Source organism: Nocardia sp. JW2 (assembly GCF_051843015.1).
GTDB classification, from domain to species: domain Bacteria; phylum Actinomycetota; class Actinomycetes; order Mycobacteriales; family Mycobacteriaceae; genus Nocardia; species Nocardia coubleae.
Genome location: NZ_JBPXLK010000008.1, coordinates 12552 through 28629, shown reverse-complemented (window position 1 = coordinate 28629; position 16078 = coordinate 12552). Strand labels below are relative to the sequence as shown.

17 protein-coding genes and 1 pseudogene are annotated in these 16078 nt (G+C 65.8%); 10 read left to right on the top strand and 8 right to left on the bottom strand.

The window, feature by feature from the left end; all coding sequences use genetic code 11:
* Positions 1–53 precede the first annotated feature (53 nt).
* The gene (msrA, locus tag ACSVDM_RS13625) at positions 54–554 is read left to right on the top strand and encodes a peptide-methionine (S)-S-oxide reductase MsrA (RefSeq protein ID WP_439265173.1); all 501 of its coding nucleotides are present in this window, start codon (positions 54–56) and stop codon (positions 552–554) included.
* Between the two features lie 40 nt (positions 555–594).
* On the opposite strand, the gene ACSVDM_RS13620 is transcribed toward msrA, so the two are convergent.
* The 6 genes from ACSVDM_RS13620 to ACSVDM_RS13595 form a co-directional block, all read right to left on the bottom strand.
* Positions 595–1734, bottom strand: a complete 1140-nt coding sequence (locus ACSVDM_RS13620; RefSeq protein ID WP_439265172.1) for a low temperature requirement protein A — start codon at positions 1732–1734, stop codon at positions 595–597.
* Positions 1735–1868: 134 nt separating this feature from the next.
* Positions 1869–2963, bottom strand: a complete 1095-nt coding sequence (locus tag ACSVDM_RS13615; protein ID WP_439265170.1) for a Zn-dependent alcohol dehydrogenase — start codon at positions 2961–2963, stop codon at positions 1869–1871.
* Entirely contained in the window at positions 2960–3286 is a 327-nt protein-coding gene (locus ACSVDM_RS13610; protein ID WP_439265169.1) for an AMP-binding enzyme, read from the bottom strand. The genes ACSVDM_RS13615 and ACSVDM_RS13610 overlap by 4 nt, the downstream gene beginning before the upstream one ends.
* Positions 3287–3309: 23 nt before the next feature.
* Entirely contained in the window at positions 3310–4302 is a 993-nt protein-coding gene (locus tag ACSVDM_RS13605) for an AMP-binding protein (protein ID WP_439265167.1), read from the bottom strand.
* 52 nt (positions 4303–4354) lie between these two features.
* Positions 4355–5515, bottom strand: a complete 1161-nt coding sequence (locus tag ACSVDM_RS13600) for a CaiB/BaiF CoA transferase family protein (RefSeq protein ID WP_439265165.1) — start codon at positions 5513–5515, stop codon at positions 4355–4357.
* A 37-nt stretch (positions 5516–5552) separates the two neighbouring features.
* Positions 5553–7001: an aldehyde dehydrogenase family protein gene (locus ACSVDM_RS13595; protein ID WP_439265163.1), complete on the bottom strand. Its 1449-nt coding sequence runs from the start codon at positions 6999–7001 to the stop codon at positions 5553–5555.
* A 250-nt stretch (positions 7002–7251) separates the two neighbouring features.
* Between ACSVDM_RS13595 and ACSVDM_RS13590 the strand changes: the two genes are divergently transcribed.
* Positions 7252–7938, top strand: a complete 687-nt coding sequence (locus tag ACSVDM_RS13590) for a TetR/AcrR family transcriptional regulator (RefSeq protein WP_439265161.1) — start codon at positions 7252–7254, stop codon at positions 7936–7938.
* A 24-nt stretch (positions 7939–7962) separates the two neighbouring features.
* Here the strand turns inward: ACSVDM_RS13590 and ACSVDM_RS13585 are convergent, their stop codons facing one another.
* Positions 7963–9240 carry an MFS transporter gene (locus ACSVDM_RS13585; protein WP_439265159.1) on the bottom strand — a complete coding sequence of 426 codons (1278 nt, stop codon included), beginning with the start codon at positions 9238–9240 and terminating at the stop codon, positions 7963–7965.
* A gap of 515 nt (positions 9241–9755) precedes the next feature.
* Here ACSVDM_RS13585 and ACSVDM_RS13580 point away from each other — a divergent pair.
* The 8 genes and pseudogenes from ACSVDM_RS13580 (at position 9756) to ACSVDM_RS13545 (ending at position 14612) form a co-directional block, all read left to right on the top strand.
* Positions 9756–10598, top strand: a complete 843-nt coding sequence (locus ACSVDM_RS13580; protein WP_439265157.1) for an N-acyl homoserine lactonase family protein — start codon at positions 9756–9758, stop codon at positions 10596–10598.
* Positions 10595–11710, top strand: coding sequence for an NDMA-dependent alcohol dehydrogenase (locus tag ACSVDM_RS13575; protein WP_439265155.1), 1116 nt, complete (start codon positions 10595–10597; stop codon positions 11708–11710). Before ACSVDM_RS13580 ends, ACSVDM_RS13575 begins: the two co-directional genes overlap by 4 nt.
* Positions 11711–11740: 30 nt before the next feature.
* Positions 11741–12076, top strand: coding sequence for an SDR family NAD(P)-dependent oxidoreductase (locus ACSVDM_RS13570; RefSeq protein WP_439265153.1), 336 nt, complete (start codon positions 11741–11743; stop codon positions 12074–12076).
* A gap of 27 nt (positions 12077–12103) precedes the next feature.
* Positions 12104–12187 (top strand): annotated as a pseudogene (locus tag ACSVDM_RS13565) (hypothetical protein); the annotation flags it as partial.
* 127 nt (positions 12188–12314) lie between these two features.
* Complete coding sequence (locus ACSVDM_RS13560; protein ID WP_439265521.1) at positions 12315–12452, top strand: hypothetical protein; 138 nt, start codon at positions 12315–12317, stop codon at positions 12450–12452.
* 147 nt (positions 12453–12599) lie between these two features.
* Complete coding sequence (locus ACSVDM_RS13555; protein ID WP_439265151.1) at positions 12600–13619, top strand: SDR family oxidoreductase; 1020 nt, start codon at positions 12600–12602, stop codon at positions 13617–13619.
* A gap of 56 nt (positions 13620–13675) precedes the next feature.
* Positions 13676–13903: a hypothetical protein gene (locus ACSVDM_RS13550; RefSeq protein ID WP_439265149.1), complete on the top strand. Its 228-nt coding sequence runs from the start codon at positions 13676–13678 to the stop codon at positions 13901–13903.
* Entirely contained in the window at positions 13869–14612 is a 744-nt protein-coding gene (locus tag ACSVDM_RS13545; RefSeq protein WP_439265147.1) for an alpha/beta hydrolase, read from the top strand. The genes ACSVDM_RS13550 and ACSVDM_RS13545 overlap by 35 nt, the downstream gene beginning before the upstream one ends.
* A 208-nt stretch (positions 14613–14820) precedes the next feature.
* Here ACSVDM_RS13545 and ACSVDM_RS13540 read toward each other — a convergent pair whose 3' ends face one another.
* On the bottom strand, positions 14821–15804 hold the full coding sequence (locus ACSVDM_RS13540; RefSeq protein ID WP_439265145.1) for an AraC family transcriptional regulator: 984 nt from the start codon (positions 15802–15804) through the stop codon (positions 14821–14823).
* Positions 15805–16078: the final 274 nt, after the last annotated feature.

Sequence of the window (16078 nt, the reverse complement as noted above, 5' to 3'; positions counted from 1 at the left end):
GTGTCGTGTGGCCGACTGGGCCGATCGCGTAGTTTGGTTCGGGGGAGGCGACGATGAACAATCCGCAGATAGCTGTACTGGCCGGTGGGTGTTTCTGGGGCATGCAGGATCTGATCAGTAAGCAGGTCGGTGTGGTTTCCACACGTGTCGGATATGCCGGTGGCACAGGCAGTCCCACTCCGCGCGATGGTCGTGGACATGCCGAAGCAGTCGAGATCACTTTCGATCCGACGTCGACCGACTATCGGACGATTCTGGAGTTCTTCTTCCAGATCCACGATCCGACGACTGAGAACCGCCAGGGTAGAGATGTCGGAACCGCCTACCGATCCGCCATCTTCTATCGCGACGACGAGCAGATGCGCACCGCACTCGGCACGATTTTCGATGTCGAGAGCTCGGGGCTGTGGCGTGGCAAGGTCGTCACCGAAGTCACTGCGTTCGACGAGTTCTGGGAGGCTGATGCCGAGCACCAGAACTATTTGCAGCGCCATCCCGAGGGCTACAGTTGCCACTTTCCTCGACCCCGATGGAAGCTGCGACACCCTCGATAGTTCTCCGCTTGAGCTACAGGTCAGGTGCGTGCGGTGTGATTCACAGGGTGGTGGTTTTCGCAGACGAGCGTGACAGGCGAACGGCCAGGCCGCCGAGGCCTAGCACGAGCAGCACCACCACCGACCACGGCGGCAGGTGGTAGGCCACGATCGAGGCGGCGACCAGCACGGCCGCGCCGACCACGCGCGGCGCCCAATCGCGTCGCGTCTCCCGGTAGAAATAGAATGCCTGCGAGAGCAGGTAGACAGCAGGGCCGGTCAAGACGAGCACGCCCGCGACACCTGCGGGGGCCGTGTGTGCGTGGCCGAGCAGCATTTCCGCGCCCGCGGCGAACATCACCAGCCCCGCCACCACCCCGTAGATCGCGCTGAGTCCGAGATGCACGGCGGCGATCGGGTCGGCGGTGCGCGTGATGTGCCGGACCACCTGACGCTCGGCCCGCGCGAAGTACATCTGCCACAGACACACCAGCGCCACAAAACAGCCGAAGGCCATGGTCAGCACCAGGGCGTCGTCATGGTGTTCGGTGATCACCCGGCCCAGCGTCAGCACGGTCTCGCCGAGCATGATGATGAGGAACAGCCGCATTCGCTCGACGATGTGTTCGGCGTCGAAGGCCAGTTCGCGCGAATGGATCCGCCGCCCGGGGATCGGGTGCGCCGCCCAGGTGCCGATCAGGTCGATCGCGGCCGCGGCTGCCCAGAACCACAGGCGGCTCTCGGGTTCCACCGCCGCGCCGATCAGCCACAGGGGCGTGGAGACCGCGAACCACAGCAACACCCGCAGGAAGTGCTCACGGAGAGCTTCGCCGGGCGCGGTCACCGCGGCATAGACGCAGGGGCCGATCAGCGCGGCCAGCATCGGCACCACGAACAGCCACGGACTGTCGTCGAACGCGTGCGCGATTCCGGCGTTGGCGAACAGACCGAACGCCATCACCACCACGGTGATGATCTGGGTGGTCTTGCGTTCGACGTCGAGCATGGTGATTTCGAATGTGGTGAACGTCCAGATACCGACCACCGCGATCAACGCGACCAGCGTCTCGGCCGCGCCCCGCCAGCTCAGATGCGACACCAGGTGATGAGTGAGCTGGCCCAACGCCAGGACGAAGACCAGGTCGAAGAACAGTTCGAGCGGCGATACCGCGCGTGCGAGCGGAAGACGCGGTGCGCTCATGGCTTCCTCCGTAGCTGTTCTCCAGCGGTGCCCAGCGAAGTTTCAGCATACCGATCGGTGCGGTCCGGATCCGCTTGTCGCCACGCCGGTGAGCGCCCGCATCGCGGAGCCGAGTGGTCTCCGACCGCGGGCACTCAGGAGAGGACGACCGCGCGGGCCCCGTTCTCCCCGGCGCAATAGTCCACAGCCTTGGCGATGGCGTCGAAACCGAATGTCTCGGTGACCAATTCGTCCAGCAGCAACGCACCGCGTTCGTAGAGCTCGACCAACTGCGGGATGTCGCGCTTGACATAGGCGGAGCCGTAGAGGCAGCCCTTGACCGTCTTGCCGGACATGACCACATTGTTGAACACTTCGTCCACGCCCACACCAGGCCCCGCGCCGACCAGAACCGCGGTCCCGCCGCGCCGGGCCATCGCCACCGCCTGATTGACGGTCTCCTGACGTCCCGCGACTTCGATGACGACATCGGCACCGCGGCGCCCGGTGAGCCGCTGCACCTGTTTGACGACCTCCGGGCCCGCGGTGAGGGTATGGGTCGCACCGAGGCGGGTGGCGAGTGCGAGCCGGTCGGTGTGGACATCGATGGCGATGATGGTGGTGGCGCCTGCGATCCGGGCACCCTGAACTGCGTTCAGGCCCACCCCGCCGCAACCGATCACCGCGACGGCGTCGCCTACCCGGACGCCGCCCGTCTTGACCGCGGCGCCGAATCCGGTGAGCACGCCACATCCGAGCAGGGCAGCGGAGGCGATCGGCACCCGGTCGGAGATCCGGATGGCCGCGCCCGCAGGCACGACGGTGCGTTGGGAGAATGTGCCGAGCCCGCAGAACTGGCGCACCGGTGTGCCGTCGAGACTCATCCGGGTGCTGCCGTCGGGCAGCGTGTGGGCGCCGAGCATGGTTCGCGGACGGCCGCACAGGTGCTGTTCGGCGCGCTGACAGTAGTAGCAGGTGCCGCAATTGGCGAGCCACGACAACACGACATGATCGCCGACGGCCAGATCGTCCACGCCCGCCCCGACCTCGGCGACGACACCGGCACCCTCGTGGCCGAGCACCAAAGGCACCGGTGCGGGGAGCTTCCCGGAGAACACCCCCACGTCGGAATGGCAGACACCGGTGGCGGCGACATCGACGACGACCTCGCCGGGACCGGGTGACGCGATCTCGATCTCGGCCAGCCGCAGTGGCGCACCGGCCTGTTCGAACAGTGCTGCTCGTGTCATGGGTTCGTCTCCGTTGTCGTTGGCTGTGCGTAGGTGTCGCGCAGCACGTTCTTGAGGACCTTGCCGTTGGCGTTGCGAGGCAATTCGCCGACGACGTAGAAGTGTTTGGGCACTTTGTGTTTGGCGAGACGTTCACCGAGCCAGCCGCGCAGCTCCTCGATATCGATGCAGCTGCCTTCGGTCGCGACGACGAGTGCGGCACCCACTTCGACGTAACGCTGATCCGGCACGCCGATCACGGCGGCGTCGGCGACATCGCGGTGTCCGGTGAGCACCATCTCGATCTCGGCGGGGTAGACGTTCTCACCGCCGCTGCGGTACATGTCCTTGGCCCGTCCGGCGATGGTCAGAAAGCCCTCGGCATCGACGCTGCCGAGGTTTCGGTGAGACTGTAGGACTGCACCAGTTCGACACCGGGAAGGCGGTTTTCGAGTTCGTCGTAGACCCACGGCATCACGATGTCACCGCCGGTGACGATGCGCCGCAGCGACTGCGGTACGCGTTCGACGATTTTCTCGTCGCCACGCAGCAGATCGAACAGCATGAAGGGGTAGAGCAACACATCGGTGGCACCGTGCCGGTTGGCGACGTCCAGGAAGTTCTCGAGCGTGAAGTTGCCCGACGGGAAGGTGATCGCGGTGCCGTGGGAGGTCAGCGCCGGCAGCAACAGGACCTCGAAGCCGCCCGCGTGGAACAGCGGCCCACTGGTCTGGCTCACGGTGTCGCTGCCGATGCGCCAGCGTTGCGCCTGGATCGATCCGATCCACAGGGCGTTGCCGTGGGAGAACAACGCACCCTTGGGTCGTCCGGTGGTGCCCGATGAATACATCAGCGACACCGGGTCTTCGGCGCTCACGACCGGGAAACCAGTGGCATCGGAGTCCTCGGCGGCGAATTCGGCAAGGGCAACAGCTCCATCGAGGGAACCGGAATCGCCGCGCGCGACATAGGTTGTCACCGCGATGTCGTCGCGGATACCGGCCAATGTGGCGCCGAATTCGGGATCGAACACGAGCACGCCGGGATCGGAATCATCGAGCGCGAAAAGCAATTCTGGTGCGGTGAGCCGCCAGTTGAGGCGTACTGCGATCGCGCCGACCCGACCGATGGCCAGGTAGAGGGCGATGTAATCGGTGCAGTTGCGCAGCAGCAGACCCACCCGGTCACCTTTGCGCACCCCTGCCTGTTGCAGCGCCCGCGCGTAGCGCAGCTCGGCGGCGCGCAGTTCGAGCCAGCTCAACGCGGGCTCGTCACCGAGGGCCACCGCGGGCCGGTTCGGATCGACGGCGGGCATCTGCGCGGCGATGGCGTCGGTGATGTAGTTCAGGCTCATCCCCATCGGATGCTCCGGCGAGTGAGGCGGCAGTGACTCATTCGTTGTTCCTTGTCTCTCAGTGGACCGCACCCGCGGCACGGAGGGCGTCGAGCTCGGATGGATCGAAACCCCAATCGAGAAGTGCGCCAGCGGTATTCGTCCCCGCCGGTACCGACGGACCTTGGACCCGGCCGGGGGTACGGCTGAACCGCGGCGCGGGCGCGGGCTGCAGCACGCCGTCGACCGGGACGAAACTGTGTCGTGCCAGGGCATGCTCGTGCTTCAGCGCTTCGTCGAGGTCGAGAACCGGTGTGGTGCAGGCTTCCCGCCCGGCGAAGGCGGTTTCCCATTGCGCGCGGGTGCGGGAGAAGAACACTTCCGCGAACCGGTCACGCATCGACGGCCAGCCCGCGCGATCCCATTGGGTATCGGCGAGTTCGGGCTCCAGTCCGAGGACGTCGAGGAGTTCGGTGAAGAATTTGGACTCGATGGCGCCGACCGCCATCCATCCACCGTCGGCGGTTTCGTACACGCAGTAGAACGGTGCGCCGCCGTCGAGCATGTTCGTGCCGCGCTCGAGCTCGAGCATCCCCGCCTGCCGTTGGCCGTAGAAGACGCCGCCGAGCAGTGCTATGCCATCGACCATTGCGGCGTCGACCACCTGTCCGCGTCCGCTGCCGCGAGCCTCCCACAGCGCCGACAGCAACCCCATGGTCAGCATCAGGCCACCGCCGGCGTAGTCACCGAGCAGGTTGAGCGGGATCGTGGGGGCACCACCGCGCGGGCCCATCGCGGCGAGCAGGCCGGTCAGGGAGAGATAGTTGAGATCGTGTCCGGCCGTCTGACTGAGCGGCCCGTCCTGACCCCACCCCGTCGCCCAGCCGTAGACCAGGCGGGGATTGCGTGCCCAGCATGCCTCCGGCCCCACGCCCAGTCGCTCGGTGACACCCGGCCTGTTGCCCTCGATGAGCGCGTCGGCCTGTTCGACCAGGCGCAGAACGGTTTTCACGCCGTCGGGGTGTTTGAGATCGATGGCCACCGATCGTCGTCCGCGATCGTTGACGAAGGCCGGCTGACGCCCGTTGCTCGCGCCCAGATCGGTGCGCAGGGCACCTACGGCATTTGGCCGGTCGATGCGCAGGACCTCGGCGCCGAGGTCGCTGAGCAGCATCCCGCACCACGGTCCCGGCCCGAGCCCGGCCAGTTCGATGATCTTGAGTCCGGTCAACGGTCCCATGGGCTGCCTTTCGGTCGAGGTCGGTCGGTCCATGACTTCACGACCCGACGAGAATCTGTTTGAGCTCGGTGAACCCGAGGATTCCCTCGGGGCCCGATTCCCGGCCCCACCCGGACGCGCCGACACCGCCGAACGGCGCGCTCATCGCGGGACCGAAGGTGTTGACGGCGACCGCGCCGGCCCGGATCCGACGCGCCACCTCGAGGCCGAGGTCGGTGTCGGCGGTGAACACCGCACCCGACAATCCGAAGACGGTCGCATTGGCCAGACGCACGGCGTCGTCGAGATCGCGGTACACCTGTACCGCCGTCACCGGGCCGAACACTTCGCGCTGGACCAGTTCGGAGTCCTCGGAGACGTGGGTGAACAGGGTCGGCTCGTAGAACCATCCGGCATCACGGTGCGGTGGCCGTTTGCCGCCGGTGACCAGCTGCGCACCGCCGGCCGTGGCTTCGGCGACGAAGTCCTCGGTGCGGTGCCGCGCGGCCTCGTTGATCAACGGACCGAGATGGGTTTTCGGATCGAGCGGGTCGCCGATGGTCAAGCGCTCCCAGCCTGCGCGGAGTTTGTCGGTCAGTTCGTCGTGTTTGCGCTCGGACACCAGGATCCGCGACAGCAGCGCGCACACCTGGCCCGCGCCGTTCGTCGCGCCGGGAACCAGTGCCCGCAGCGCCCGGTCCAGCGGCGCGTCGTCGAGGATCAGCGCGGGAGACTTGCCGCCGAGTTCGAGCTGGGTCCGGGCATAGCGGCCGTGGGTCGCGGCCAGCACGTCCTGGGCGGCGACATGCCCGCCGGTCAGCGACACCAGGTCGACCCGGGGATCACGAGTCAATGCCTTACCCATCTCCACCGGACCACAGACGATGTTGACCACGCCTGCCGGGAAGCCCGCGTTCACCGCGCACTCGGCGACCAGAGCCATCGTCAGATGTGATTCGGGCGCGCCCTTGATGACGACGGGACAGCCGGCCAGCAGCGCCGGTACCACTTTGGACGCGATCGTGACGACGGGCCCGTTGTAGGGCAGGATCGCCACCACCACGCCCACCGGTTCCCGGCACAACAGCACCTGCCCCAGCTCGGACGACCGATGCTGTTCGCTCAACATCTCCTCGGCCTTGTCGAGCGCGGACCGCCATGCCGCAGTGGTGCCGAACCGGTGCAGTGCGCGCCCATGACGCAGCGGCATCCCCGCCTCGACGGCCCACACCACGTCCAGTTCGTTCGATCGCGCGTCGACGAGGTCGAACCAGCGAGCCGTCGCGGCCATCCGTTCGGGCAGGGGAGTGCGGGCCCAGGTCTCGCGCGCGGCGTCGGCGGCGTCGACGGCCGCGATCGCGTCGGCTACGGAGGGCTGTCGGACAACGGCGACGGGCTCACCGGTGGCCGGCGCGATGATGGTCGAACTGTCGCCCATGGCGGGACCGAGCGCGCCGCCCACCAGCACATCATCGGCATGGGCGACCTCCACTCCGGAGATTTTCACTATTCCACCTTCAGTCGACGATCTGTGTTCTGTCCAGGCTGCGGCCGGGCTATTCCTGCGCCAGGCAGAAATTCTATTCGACTATAGAATATATATAATGTTGTCGAAGTGCAATGAGTTGCCGGGGCTCCCGGGTGACCCGAGATCGGCCGGCGCGGGCACGGCGGGGCCACTGCTGTTCCGTCTGCATGAGCGGCTTCCCGGGAAGGGGCATCGGGTTCGTTAGAATCGCCGCGGTGTCGGGACGGCCATGGCCTCGGGCGCACGGAGTTCGACAGGGAGGATGACGATGGGTGCGCCAAGCGCAGATAGCGATTCGGTCCACAGTGCCGAACCCACGACGCGGGCGATGCGAAAGCGTGCCGATCGCGTTCGGCTGATCGAACACACCGCGGCACGCTTGTTCGCCGAATGCGGTTACGAGGCAACGAATTTCGAGGCCATCGGGGCGGCGCTTGACATGCGCGGCTCCAGCCTCTACTACTACTTCCCCTCGAAGGAAGAACTCTTCCTGCGCTGTATGGAGCACGCGGCCGCCGAGGTGTTTCCCCGGCTGCGGGTGATCGCCGAGTCGGAAGGGGCGCCGCTGGACCGGCTCCGCGCGATGTTCCGCGAGGAAGCGGTCATCACGCTGCGGGAATACCCGGAGTTCATCCCGCTCTTCCTCAAGGTGCAGGTGCCGATCGACGCGCTCGAACAGCGGCGCGACGAGCTGCGGCGCGAGCAGACCGCGATCTTCCGCGAAGTGGTCGACGAACTCGTCACCGCACCACAGGCTATCCCGGCCGATCTCCTGCACGTGACGTTGAATCTCGCCCTCGGCGGGCTGGCCCTGATCGGCGAATGGTTCAAGCCCGGCAGTGATCTCGGGGTCGAAGAATTCGCCGACCAGGTGTCGCAGACTCTGATCAGGATGTTTGTGGCCGATCCCGGCTAGCGGGTTCCATCGGCCTGCCTGGCGCTAGTCCGCGACCGCCGCTCGCGATGTCTGCGTCGCGGGCTCGGGTTCACTCGGCGGACGTACCCGCATCAGGACCAGCGCGACGATCGCGGCGATCGTCAGTGGAATGATGACCGCGAGGTACATCGAGCGCGGCGTCAGCACACTCAACGCGTAGCCTGCGACGATCGGCGACAGAATCGCACCGGCCCGGCCGACTCCCATCATCACCCCGTAACCCTTGGCCCGAGCGAGCACGGGATAGACGGCGGTGGACGTCGCGGTGTATCCGGTGAGTGCCGCGAAGATCGCCGCGCCGAGCACGGCTGCCATGGTCAATGCGATGGGGCCGCGCAGTGTCACCGCGAATACGGCGATCGCGACCGCTGCCACCAGCGAGGTGACGGCGGCGATCCGCGCGCCGGCGAATTTCAGGCCGACAGCACCGAAAAGGGTGCCGCCGATGACCGCGCCCAAGCCGATCATGATGCCTGCCATCGCACCGCTGCCTGCATCCCCGCTGGCGTTCTTGATCAGCTGCGGAGTCCAGGTGCCGACGAAGTAGTAAGCGGCCGTCAGCATCGAATAGCCACCGGCCAGCAGGATCGTGCGCGTCCGCAGCGTCTGACCCAACAGTCGGGTTTCGGCGATGGCTGCCACGTGTCGTGTCGGCTCGCCGGTGGCCTTGCGCTGGAGGAACTCGTCGGATTCGCGGAGGAAGACCGCGGTGACGACCAGGGAGACGGCACCGAATGCCGCGCCGATCCAGAACATGCCCTGCCATGCGCCACCGACCCAGGTGAGCAGCCCGGCTCCGGCGAACCCGGCCAGCATCGTGCCGAGTGGATAACCGATCATGACCACGCCCAGCGCGATGCTGCGCCGATTCGCCGGCGCGCTCTCCTGGCCGAGCACGATGATCACCACGCTGATCGTGCCGATCGCGATACCGGTGACGAACCGGGTGAGCAACAACGTCTCGAAGTTGGTCGACAGGGCCGAGGTCGCCAGTCCGATCGTGTTGACCGCCAAACCGATCAACAGAACTTTGCGACGCCCGTAGACGTCGGCGAAGCGGGCGAGCCCGATCGCGCCGACGGCCATGCCTGCCAGGGCGGCGCTGACCAGGTATCCCTTCTGAGCGTTCGACGCGAATCCCTCCGGGAGGTACGGCATCGCGAAGCCCATCACCAGGACGTCGTATCCGTCGAGCATGTTCAGGAACGCGCAGAACAGGACGACAGCTATTTGATTGGGGCGCATGCCGATCGTGGCTACCAAGGACTTCTGTGAATTCATCGGATCTCTCTTGTTCTGCGCGAAGGAACGCTGCTCCTCGGGGCGCCGTCGCGGGCTGTCGGGGCCGGCGACGGGTGTGGGGGAGTGGCGGTGCGGAATGGGGGCACCGGGGGCCGTCGGGGAGGGACCGCAGGAGCTTTTCCCAGCAGCAGGATACGAGAAGATGCATGAAACATAATGCATTTTCGTCGAACCGGTCCTGCGTGGATCTTTTCGGATGCGCGCAGGGCCACTTGCTAGCCCCGCCGTGCTGCCGCGCTCGGGGAAACCCGCATAGGGGACTGCCTTGTGGGTTGTCGATCCAGGTGGAGACGTAAATCTAGTCACCTGTTGAATCTCAACGCAACTGACGATAGTATTCACGCCACCCGTGTGATCCACGGCACAAATGGGCGGTCAGGGCAACTCGACTCTCCTTCGATCCACTGGTCCACGACATCTGACCGCACATGATATTTAATGCTGGGAAGCTCCTGAATTCTCGGCACCGCACCTGGCAAGACATTGGAGTCCCCATGGCAGCAATAAAGACGATCCGACGTGTATGGGCGCTCGACGCCCCTCAGCTCACCGTCGACTGCGGCATCTTGATGCTCGGCTCGGGCGGCGTGCAGGAGACGATCCCCGCGCCCACATTCCTCATCGAGCACGACGAAGGGCTGATGGTGTTCGACGCGGGCCTGGCGACCAACGGCGCCGGCGATCCCGCTGCCGCATACGGCGAAATGGCCGCAGCGTTCCAGATCGATTTCCCCGCACACTACCGACTCGACCGGCAGATCGAGGCCATCGGCTACACCACCCGCGACGTCCGTCGGATCGTGTTGTCGCACATGCACTTCGACCACACCGGTGGACTCGACCTCTTTCCGCACGCACAGGGATTCATCGGCGCGGGCGAACTGCGGTACGCCAAGACTCCGTCGAACCTCGACGCCGCCTTCTTCCGGGAGGAGGACATCGTGGCCGCTCAGAAGATCGCGTGGAACGAGGTGCCCGCCGGATACGATCACGACCTGTTCGGCGACGGCAGCGTCACCCTCCTCTCCTTGCACGGGCACACCCCCGGCACGCTCGGCCTGAAGTTGCGCATGCCCGACGAGAGCACACTTGTCCTCACCAGCGACGCCGCGCACAAATGGGACAACGTCGACCTGACCATCGGCATGCCGTTCGACGTCGACCGGCCGAGCAAGAACAACTCGCTGCAGAAGATCAAACTGCTCTCCACTCAACCCGGAACCACCGTGTGGATCAGCCACGATCCCACGGACTGGGCCGAGCTGCGAGCAGGAGGCTCGGAGATCACCAGCGCCGCGACGCTGCGGGCTCGCACGACGGACTCGGTACCCGCATGAAGACATTGGCAGCTGTCATCGATGAAGGCAGCACCGAACTCGAGTTGCGCGAGCTGGACGTCGACGAACCGGGTTTCGGCGAGGTCCACGTCAAATTCGTCGCCTCGGGGCTCTGTCATTCCGACTACCACTTCATCGACGGGATTCTCGCGGGTCGCACCCCGATCGTTCTCGGACACGAAGGAGCCGGGATCGTCGAATCCGTCGGACCGGGCGTGACCCGGCTGCAACCCGGCGACCACGTCGTCGGCAGCTTCGTGCCGACCTGTGGTTCCTGCCGATACTGCGCGACCGGGCGGTCGAGTCTGTGCGACATGGCCGCCGACACGATGAACGGCACTTTTCCCGACGGCCGCTTCCGATATCACGACGCACAGGGCCGCGATTACGGCAGCCTCTGCATGCTCGGCACGTTCTCCGAACGGGCCACCGTGATGGAGCGTTCGATGATCAAGATCGATCCGTGGATTCCGCTCGAAGTGGCCGTCCTGGTGGGCTGCGGAGTGCCGACCGGCTGGGGGACGGCGACCGAGGCGGGTGGAGTGCATGTCGGTGACACGGTCGTCGACTACGGGATCGGCGGCATCGGCATCAACGCCATCCAAGGTGCCGCCTTCGCCGGGGCCAAGTTCGTCGTCGCGGTCGACCCCGTGGAGTTCAAACGAGAGACAGCGCTGAAACTCGGTGCTACGCACGCCTTCGCCAGCGCGGAGGAAGCCGCGGCGCGCGTCCACGAACTGACGTGGGGGCAGGGCGCCGATCAAGCTCTCGTCACGGTGGGAGTCGTCGAGGAAAAGGTTGTCAGCGACGCCTTCGACATCGTCGGTAAGGGCGGCACCGTCGTCGTGACGGGACTCGGCGCACCCGAGGACCGCACGATTCACGTCTCCGGCGCGGTGATGACCAAATGGGAGAAGACGATCAAGGGTTCCATGTTCGGCACCCTCAATCCGCACCACGACATCATCAAGCTCCTGCGCCTCTACGACAGCGGTCATCTGAAACTCGACGAACTGGCGACCCGCACCTACCGGCTGGATCAGATCAACGACGGCTACGCCGACATGAAGGCCGGGAAGATCATCCGCGGCGTGATCCTGCACGGCGAATAGCCCTCCACCCCACCACGAAGGAAATTCACGATGGGACTTCTCGACGGCAAGATCGCGCTTGTCACCGCCGCGGCCCGAGATCAGGGCCGGGCGCATGCCGTGACCTGCGCCCGCGAAGGCGCCGACGTCATCGTCATCGATCTGGCCGGTCAACTATCCACGGTGCCGTACCCGATGGGCACCGCCGACGAACTCGCCGAAACCGTCGAACTGGTCGAGAAGCAGGGCCGTCGCGCCCTCGCGGTCGAAGCCGATGTTCGTGACCAGGCGGCGCTCGACCGGGCGGTCTCGCGAGGTATCGCCGAGTTCGGCCGGATCGACATTCTCATCGCCAACGCGGGCATCTGGACCCGTAAACCGTTCTGAGAGCTCACCGACGACGACTGGGAGCAGATGATCGGCGTCAACCTCAGCGGAGTGTGGCGGTCGGCCAAAGCGCTGGCACCGCACGGCATCCGGTGCAATGCAATCTGTCCCGGTGCCATCGACACCCCGATGATCGACAACCAGTCGGCCTACGACCTGTTCGCCGGTGGCTCCGGTGCCACCCGCGCTGATCTCGACGAGGGCGCCTACCATTATCAACGCTCTCAAGGCGACGTCGTTGCTCGACCCTCAGGTCATCGCGGATACCGCGCTGTATCTCAACTCCGAGCTGGCCTCGGTAGTGACCGGCGCCGTGATCGCGGTCGATGCCGGACATGGGCTGCTCACCGGATTCAACCCCGCGCCCGTCAGGTGATCGCTGCGGCCTCCCGTGCACCGTTCGGGAGCGCTTCGGGAATTCTCGGCCCGCTGATTCGGAGTCGCCGAATCGGGTAGGCGCACCGTGGCCTCAGCTAAGCATAATGCGTAATTCTCGCTGGAAGCCGAACTGAAGGGATCACGGATGCCAAGGATCAAGCTCCGACCACTCGAGCAGCAGGTCGCCGTCGTTGCCGGCGGGTCGAGCGGTATCGGTCGAGAGACCGCGCTTCGGCTTGCCGGCGCGGGGACGAAGGTGGTGGTGGCGGCGCGCAACGAAGCGGGGCTGTCGACGCTTGTACGTGAGATCGAGGACGCCGGTGGGGAGGCGGTGTATGTCGTCTGCGATGTGAGCGACCGGGCTCAGGTCGAGTCCGTCGCCGAGGCGGCCGTGGCGAAGTTCGGTCGTATCGATACATGGGTCGCCGTCGCGGCCGTGGTGGTCTACGCGGACTTCGAACACACCACACCCGAGGAGTTCCGTCGGTTGATGGAAGTCAACTTCATGGGACAGGTGCACGGCTTCCAGGTGGCGCTGCCGCATCTGCGCCGGGCAGGCGGCGGTGCGCTGGTGTCGGTGGGCTCGGGGGAGACGGTGATCTCCATGCCGCTCAACAGCGCCTACGCCGCGTCCAAGCACGCCGTCGAAGGAATGCTCGACGCTCTGCGGCGGGAGCTGCAAGCCGCGGGTACACCGATTTCGGTCACCAGTATCAAACCAGCCGCTATCAATACGCCGTTTTTCGACAACGGCCGCAACAAGATGGACGTGAAGCCGAAGGGTGCCCCGCCGTTCTACGACCCGGCGGTGGTCGCCGAGTGCGTCCTGTTCGCCGCCACCCACCCGGTCCGCGATCTTTACGCCGGTGGCGCGGCCAAGCTGATGAAGGTGACGCAGCACCTCACCCCCCGACTGGCCGACGTCGTGCTGGCCAAGTTCGGTATTCCGATGGAGCAAACCAAGGACGCGGCGACCGACACCGACGGCAATCTCTACGTGCCGAGCGGGGACGCACGCGTCCAAGGGGATTTCGGAAAACAAGCGCTGCCGTTCAGCCCCTACACCTGGCTGGCGACCCATCCCACTGCGCGCCGCCTGCTCTTGGCGGGCGCGGTAGGTGGGCTGGGAACACGATGGGCCGCCCGCGCGCGGTCCGTCGCGTAACAACCGACGCCCGTCGCGGACGATCCACGAAATTCACCTGACGAGAGAGGAAGCTCATGGCAACCGACAACATCGAACACGTTCGTATCAAGGCCCTGGCTTGGGACCTCGCGGCAGATATCTACTATCCGCAGGGATTCGATGCCGGCCGGAAATACACCACGATCATCAGTGCCCACCCGACCGGCAGTTGTAAGGAACAGACCTCGGGCAATATCTACGCCACCGCGCTGGCCGAGCGGGGGGTTCGTGGCGATCGCCTTCGACGCGAGCTTTCAAGGTGACAGCGGCGGTGAACCGCGCCTGATCGAGGACCCCGGGTTTCGTGCGGAGGATTTCAGCTACGTCATCGACTATCTGGTCACCCAGCCCTGGGTGGATGAGAACCGGATCGGGGTACTGGCCATCTGTGGTGGCGGTGGCTACGCCGTCAACGCCACCATGACCGAACGACGCATCAAAGCCCTCGGCACGGTGACCGGTGCGAATGTCGGGCGGCGAATGCTAGAGGGCTTCACCGAATACGACCCACTGGGTGCGCTCGAGGCGATGGCCGCGCAGCGCACCGCCGAGGCTCGCGGCAAGGACGAGCAGGTCAACGATCTGCTGCCACCGTCCCCGGAAGCGGCCGCGCAGGCAGGTCTGACCGATGTCGACCTGGTAGAGGCGACCGAGTACTACAAGACCGACCGCGGGCGTAAACCCAATGGCCGCACCAGCTTTCTGTTCTCCCGGCAGGCGCGCCTCGTCGGTTGGGATGCCTACACCCGCGCGGAGGTCCTGCTCACCCAGCCGTTGTGCCTCGTCGTCGGCGACAAGCCCGGCGCGTTCGGCGCCTACCGCGACGCGTTCGAGCTCTACCAGCGCGCCGCGTCCAAGGACAAGGAACTTGTCGTTTTGGAGGGCGTGACGCACTACGACCTCTACGACCAGCCCGAAGCGGTATCGCAGGCGCTGGACCGCCTCGTGCCCTTCTTCACCAAACATCTCTGACGGAACCGTCTGCACGGCGAGTAGGGCCGGCGAGCCCTTTCTGCCCTACTCACCGACCCGACCTCAGCTCGTCCTCATCGATCGGGCGGGTCAGCAACTGCTCCATGGGAACCTTTGCGGCCGGGCTGAATTCGCGCCCGCGGGCACTGGCGAGATGGATGCGGCGTTCGGCCCATACGGTGGCTCTTCGGAACCAGTCCGGCCGGTGTCACATGCTTCGCCGCAGCGTTTCCGACGGCGTCATGCCGAACCGAGTGCGGTAGTGCCGGGCGAAATGGCCGGGATGGTAGAAGCCCCACCGCGCGGCGATGTCGGTGACCGAGCCGCGGCCGTTGACGAGGTCCTGGTGCACGCGGTCCAGTCGGACACCACGCACATACGCGGTGGGGGAGACGCCGACGACCTGGCGAAAGCCGGTTTGCAGCGCACGGGGTCCGACTCCGGCGAGCTCGGTGAGGTCGGCGACGGTCAGTTGCAGATCGGGGTGGCGATCGATGTGGTCGATCACCTCGCGAATTCTGGCGTGCCGGGAATCGCCGTCGGTGCGATTGAGCAGGGCGGTGAGCTGATTGGGGATCACCCACAGCAATTGGCTCATGAAGACCGATTCGAGTTCGCGTCTCGCCCACGGCAGCGCGACCACGCCGCCCGGCCTGGCGAGTTCGGCGTAGGTGAAGTCGGCGGTCGCGACCAGTGCTCGACCCGCGCCGGTGGTGAGGTCGAACGACAGGTCGAATTCGATGTTCTCACCGGCGGGCAGGCCCGCGAGCTTCGCCGCGTGCGCTTCGATCGACGCTCGTGGGAGTTTGATCGCGTATTGCGATGTCCGCGCGTCCCAGCGCAGCAGGAGGGGTTCGCCCGGGCGCATGGCCAGCCCACCCGACCCGGCCTCGACGGCTCGTCGCTCGTTGCCCTGGGTGAGGTTGGCCGAACCGTCGATCGGGATGTTGATCTGATAGCAGGACTGCATCGGTGGCGCCTCGAAACCGACCGCGGCGCCGAACTGGATGCGGCTCATGAGGAACTGCTGGGACGGCACGACGTCCAACCGGAAATCCAGATCGTGTTCGCCATCGATCTGCAGGACGTGCTCGGCGAACGTTTTGGTCAGCTGGTCGTGCGCGGCTTCTCGATCGGTCGATCTGAAGCTGACCGCGAGGTTTTCCCTCGATTCGGTGTCAAGATCGGGCACTGTCAACCTCCCTTGCCCGCGCTGGACTGCATTGTCCGACTCGAGCGCGAACGAGTGTTGCAGCATTATATATCTGCGCATCCAGCCATGTGAGCGTTCGGCGTGACCGTGGCATGCGTTTCCGGGATGGTGGGGGCCGGTTCCTGGATTGTGTCACACGTCTCACTGCTCCTACGATCGTCGCAACGGGAAAGGCGCCCCTCGCCCCCGGCCATCTGCCCGATCGCAGGCATCCGACAGTCGATTCCAGGTCCTTCGCGTGCCCGCGTCGAAC

Bases quoted from the DNA above. Each gene is read 5' to 3' on its own strand.
- ACSVDM_RS13600 (WP_439265165.1), bottom strand. From the start codon at position 5,515: ATGGGACCGTTGACCGGACTCAAGATCATCGAACTGGCCGGGCTCGGG.
- ACSVDM_RS13590 (WP_439265161.1), top strand. From the start codon at position 7,252: ATGGCCTCGGGCGCACGGAGTTCGACAGGGAGGATGACGATGGGTGCG.
- ACSVDM_RS13615 (WP_439265170.1), bottom strand. From the start codon at position 2,963: ATGACACGAGCAGCACTGTTCGAACAGGCCGGTGCGCCACTGCGGCTG.
- ACSVDM_RS13610 (WP_439265169.1), bottom strand. From the start codon at position 3,286: ATGTACCGCAGCGGCGGTGAGAACGTCTACCCCGCCGAGATCGAGATG.
- ACSVDM_RS13585 (WP_439265159.1), bottom strand. From the start codon at position 9,240: ATGAATTCACAGAAGTCCTTGGTAGCCACGATCGGCATGCGCCCCAAT.
- ACSVDM_RS13550 (WP_439265149.1), top strand. From the start codon at position 13,676: ATGGCAACCGACAACATCGAACACGTTCGTATCAAGGCCCTGGCTTGG.
- ACSVDM_RS13580 (WP_439265157.1), top strand. From the start codon at position 9,756: ATGGCAGCAATAAAGACGATCCGACGTGTATGGGCGCTCGACGCCCCT.
- ACSVDM_RS13555 (WP_439265151.1), top strand. From the start codon at position 12,600: ATGCCAAGGATCAAGCTCCGACCACTCGAGCAGCAGGTCGCCGTCGTT.
- ACSVDM_RS13605 (WP_439265167.1), bottom strand. From the start codon at position 4,302: ATGGGGATGAGCCTGAACTACATCACCGACGCCATCGCCGCGCAGATG.
- ACSVDM_RS13620 (WP_439265172.1), bottom strand. From the start codon at position 1,734: ATGAGCGCACCGCGTCTTCCGCTCGCACGCGCGGTATCGCCGCTCGAA.
- ACSVDM_RS13575 (WP_439265155.1), top strand. From the start codon at position 10,595: ATGAAGACATTGGCAGCTGTCATCGATGAAGGCAGCACCGAACTCGAG.
- msrA (WP_439265173.1), top strand. From the start codon at position 54: ATGAACAATCCGCAGATAGCTGTACTGGCCGGTGGGTGTTTCTGGGGC.
- ACSVDM_RS13570 (WP_439265153.1), top strand. From the start codon at position 11,741: ATGGGACTTCTCGACGGCAAGATCGCGCTTGTCACCGCCGCGGCCCGA.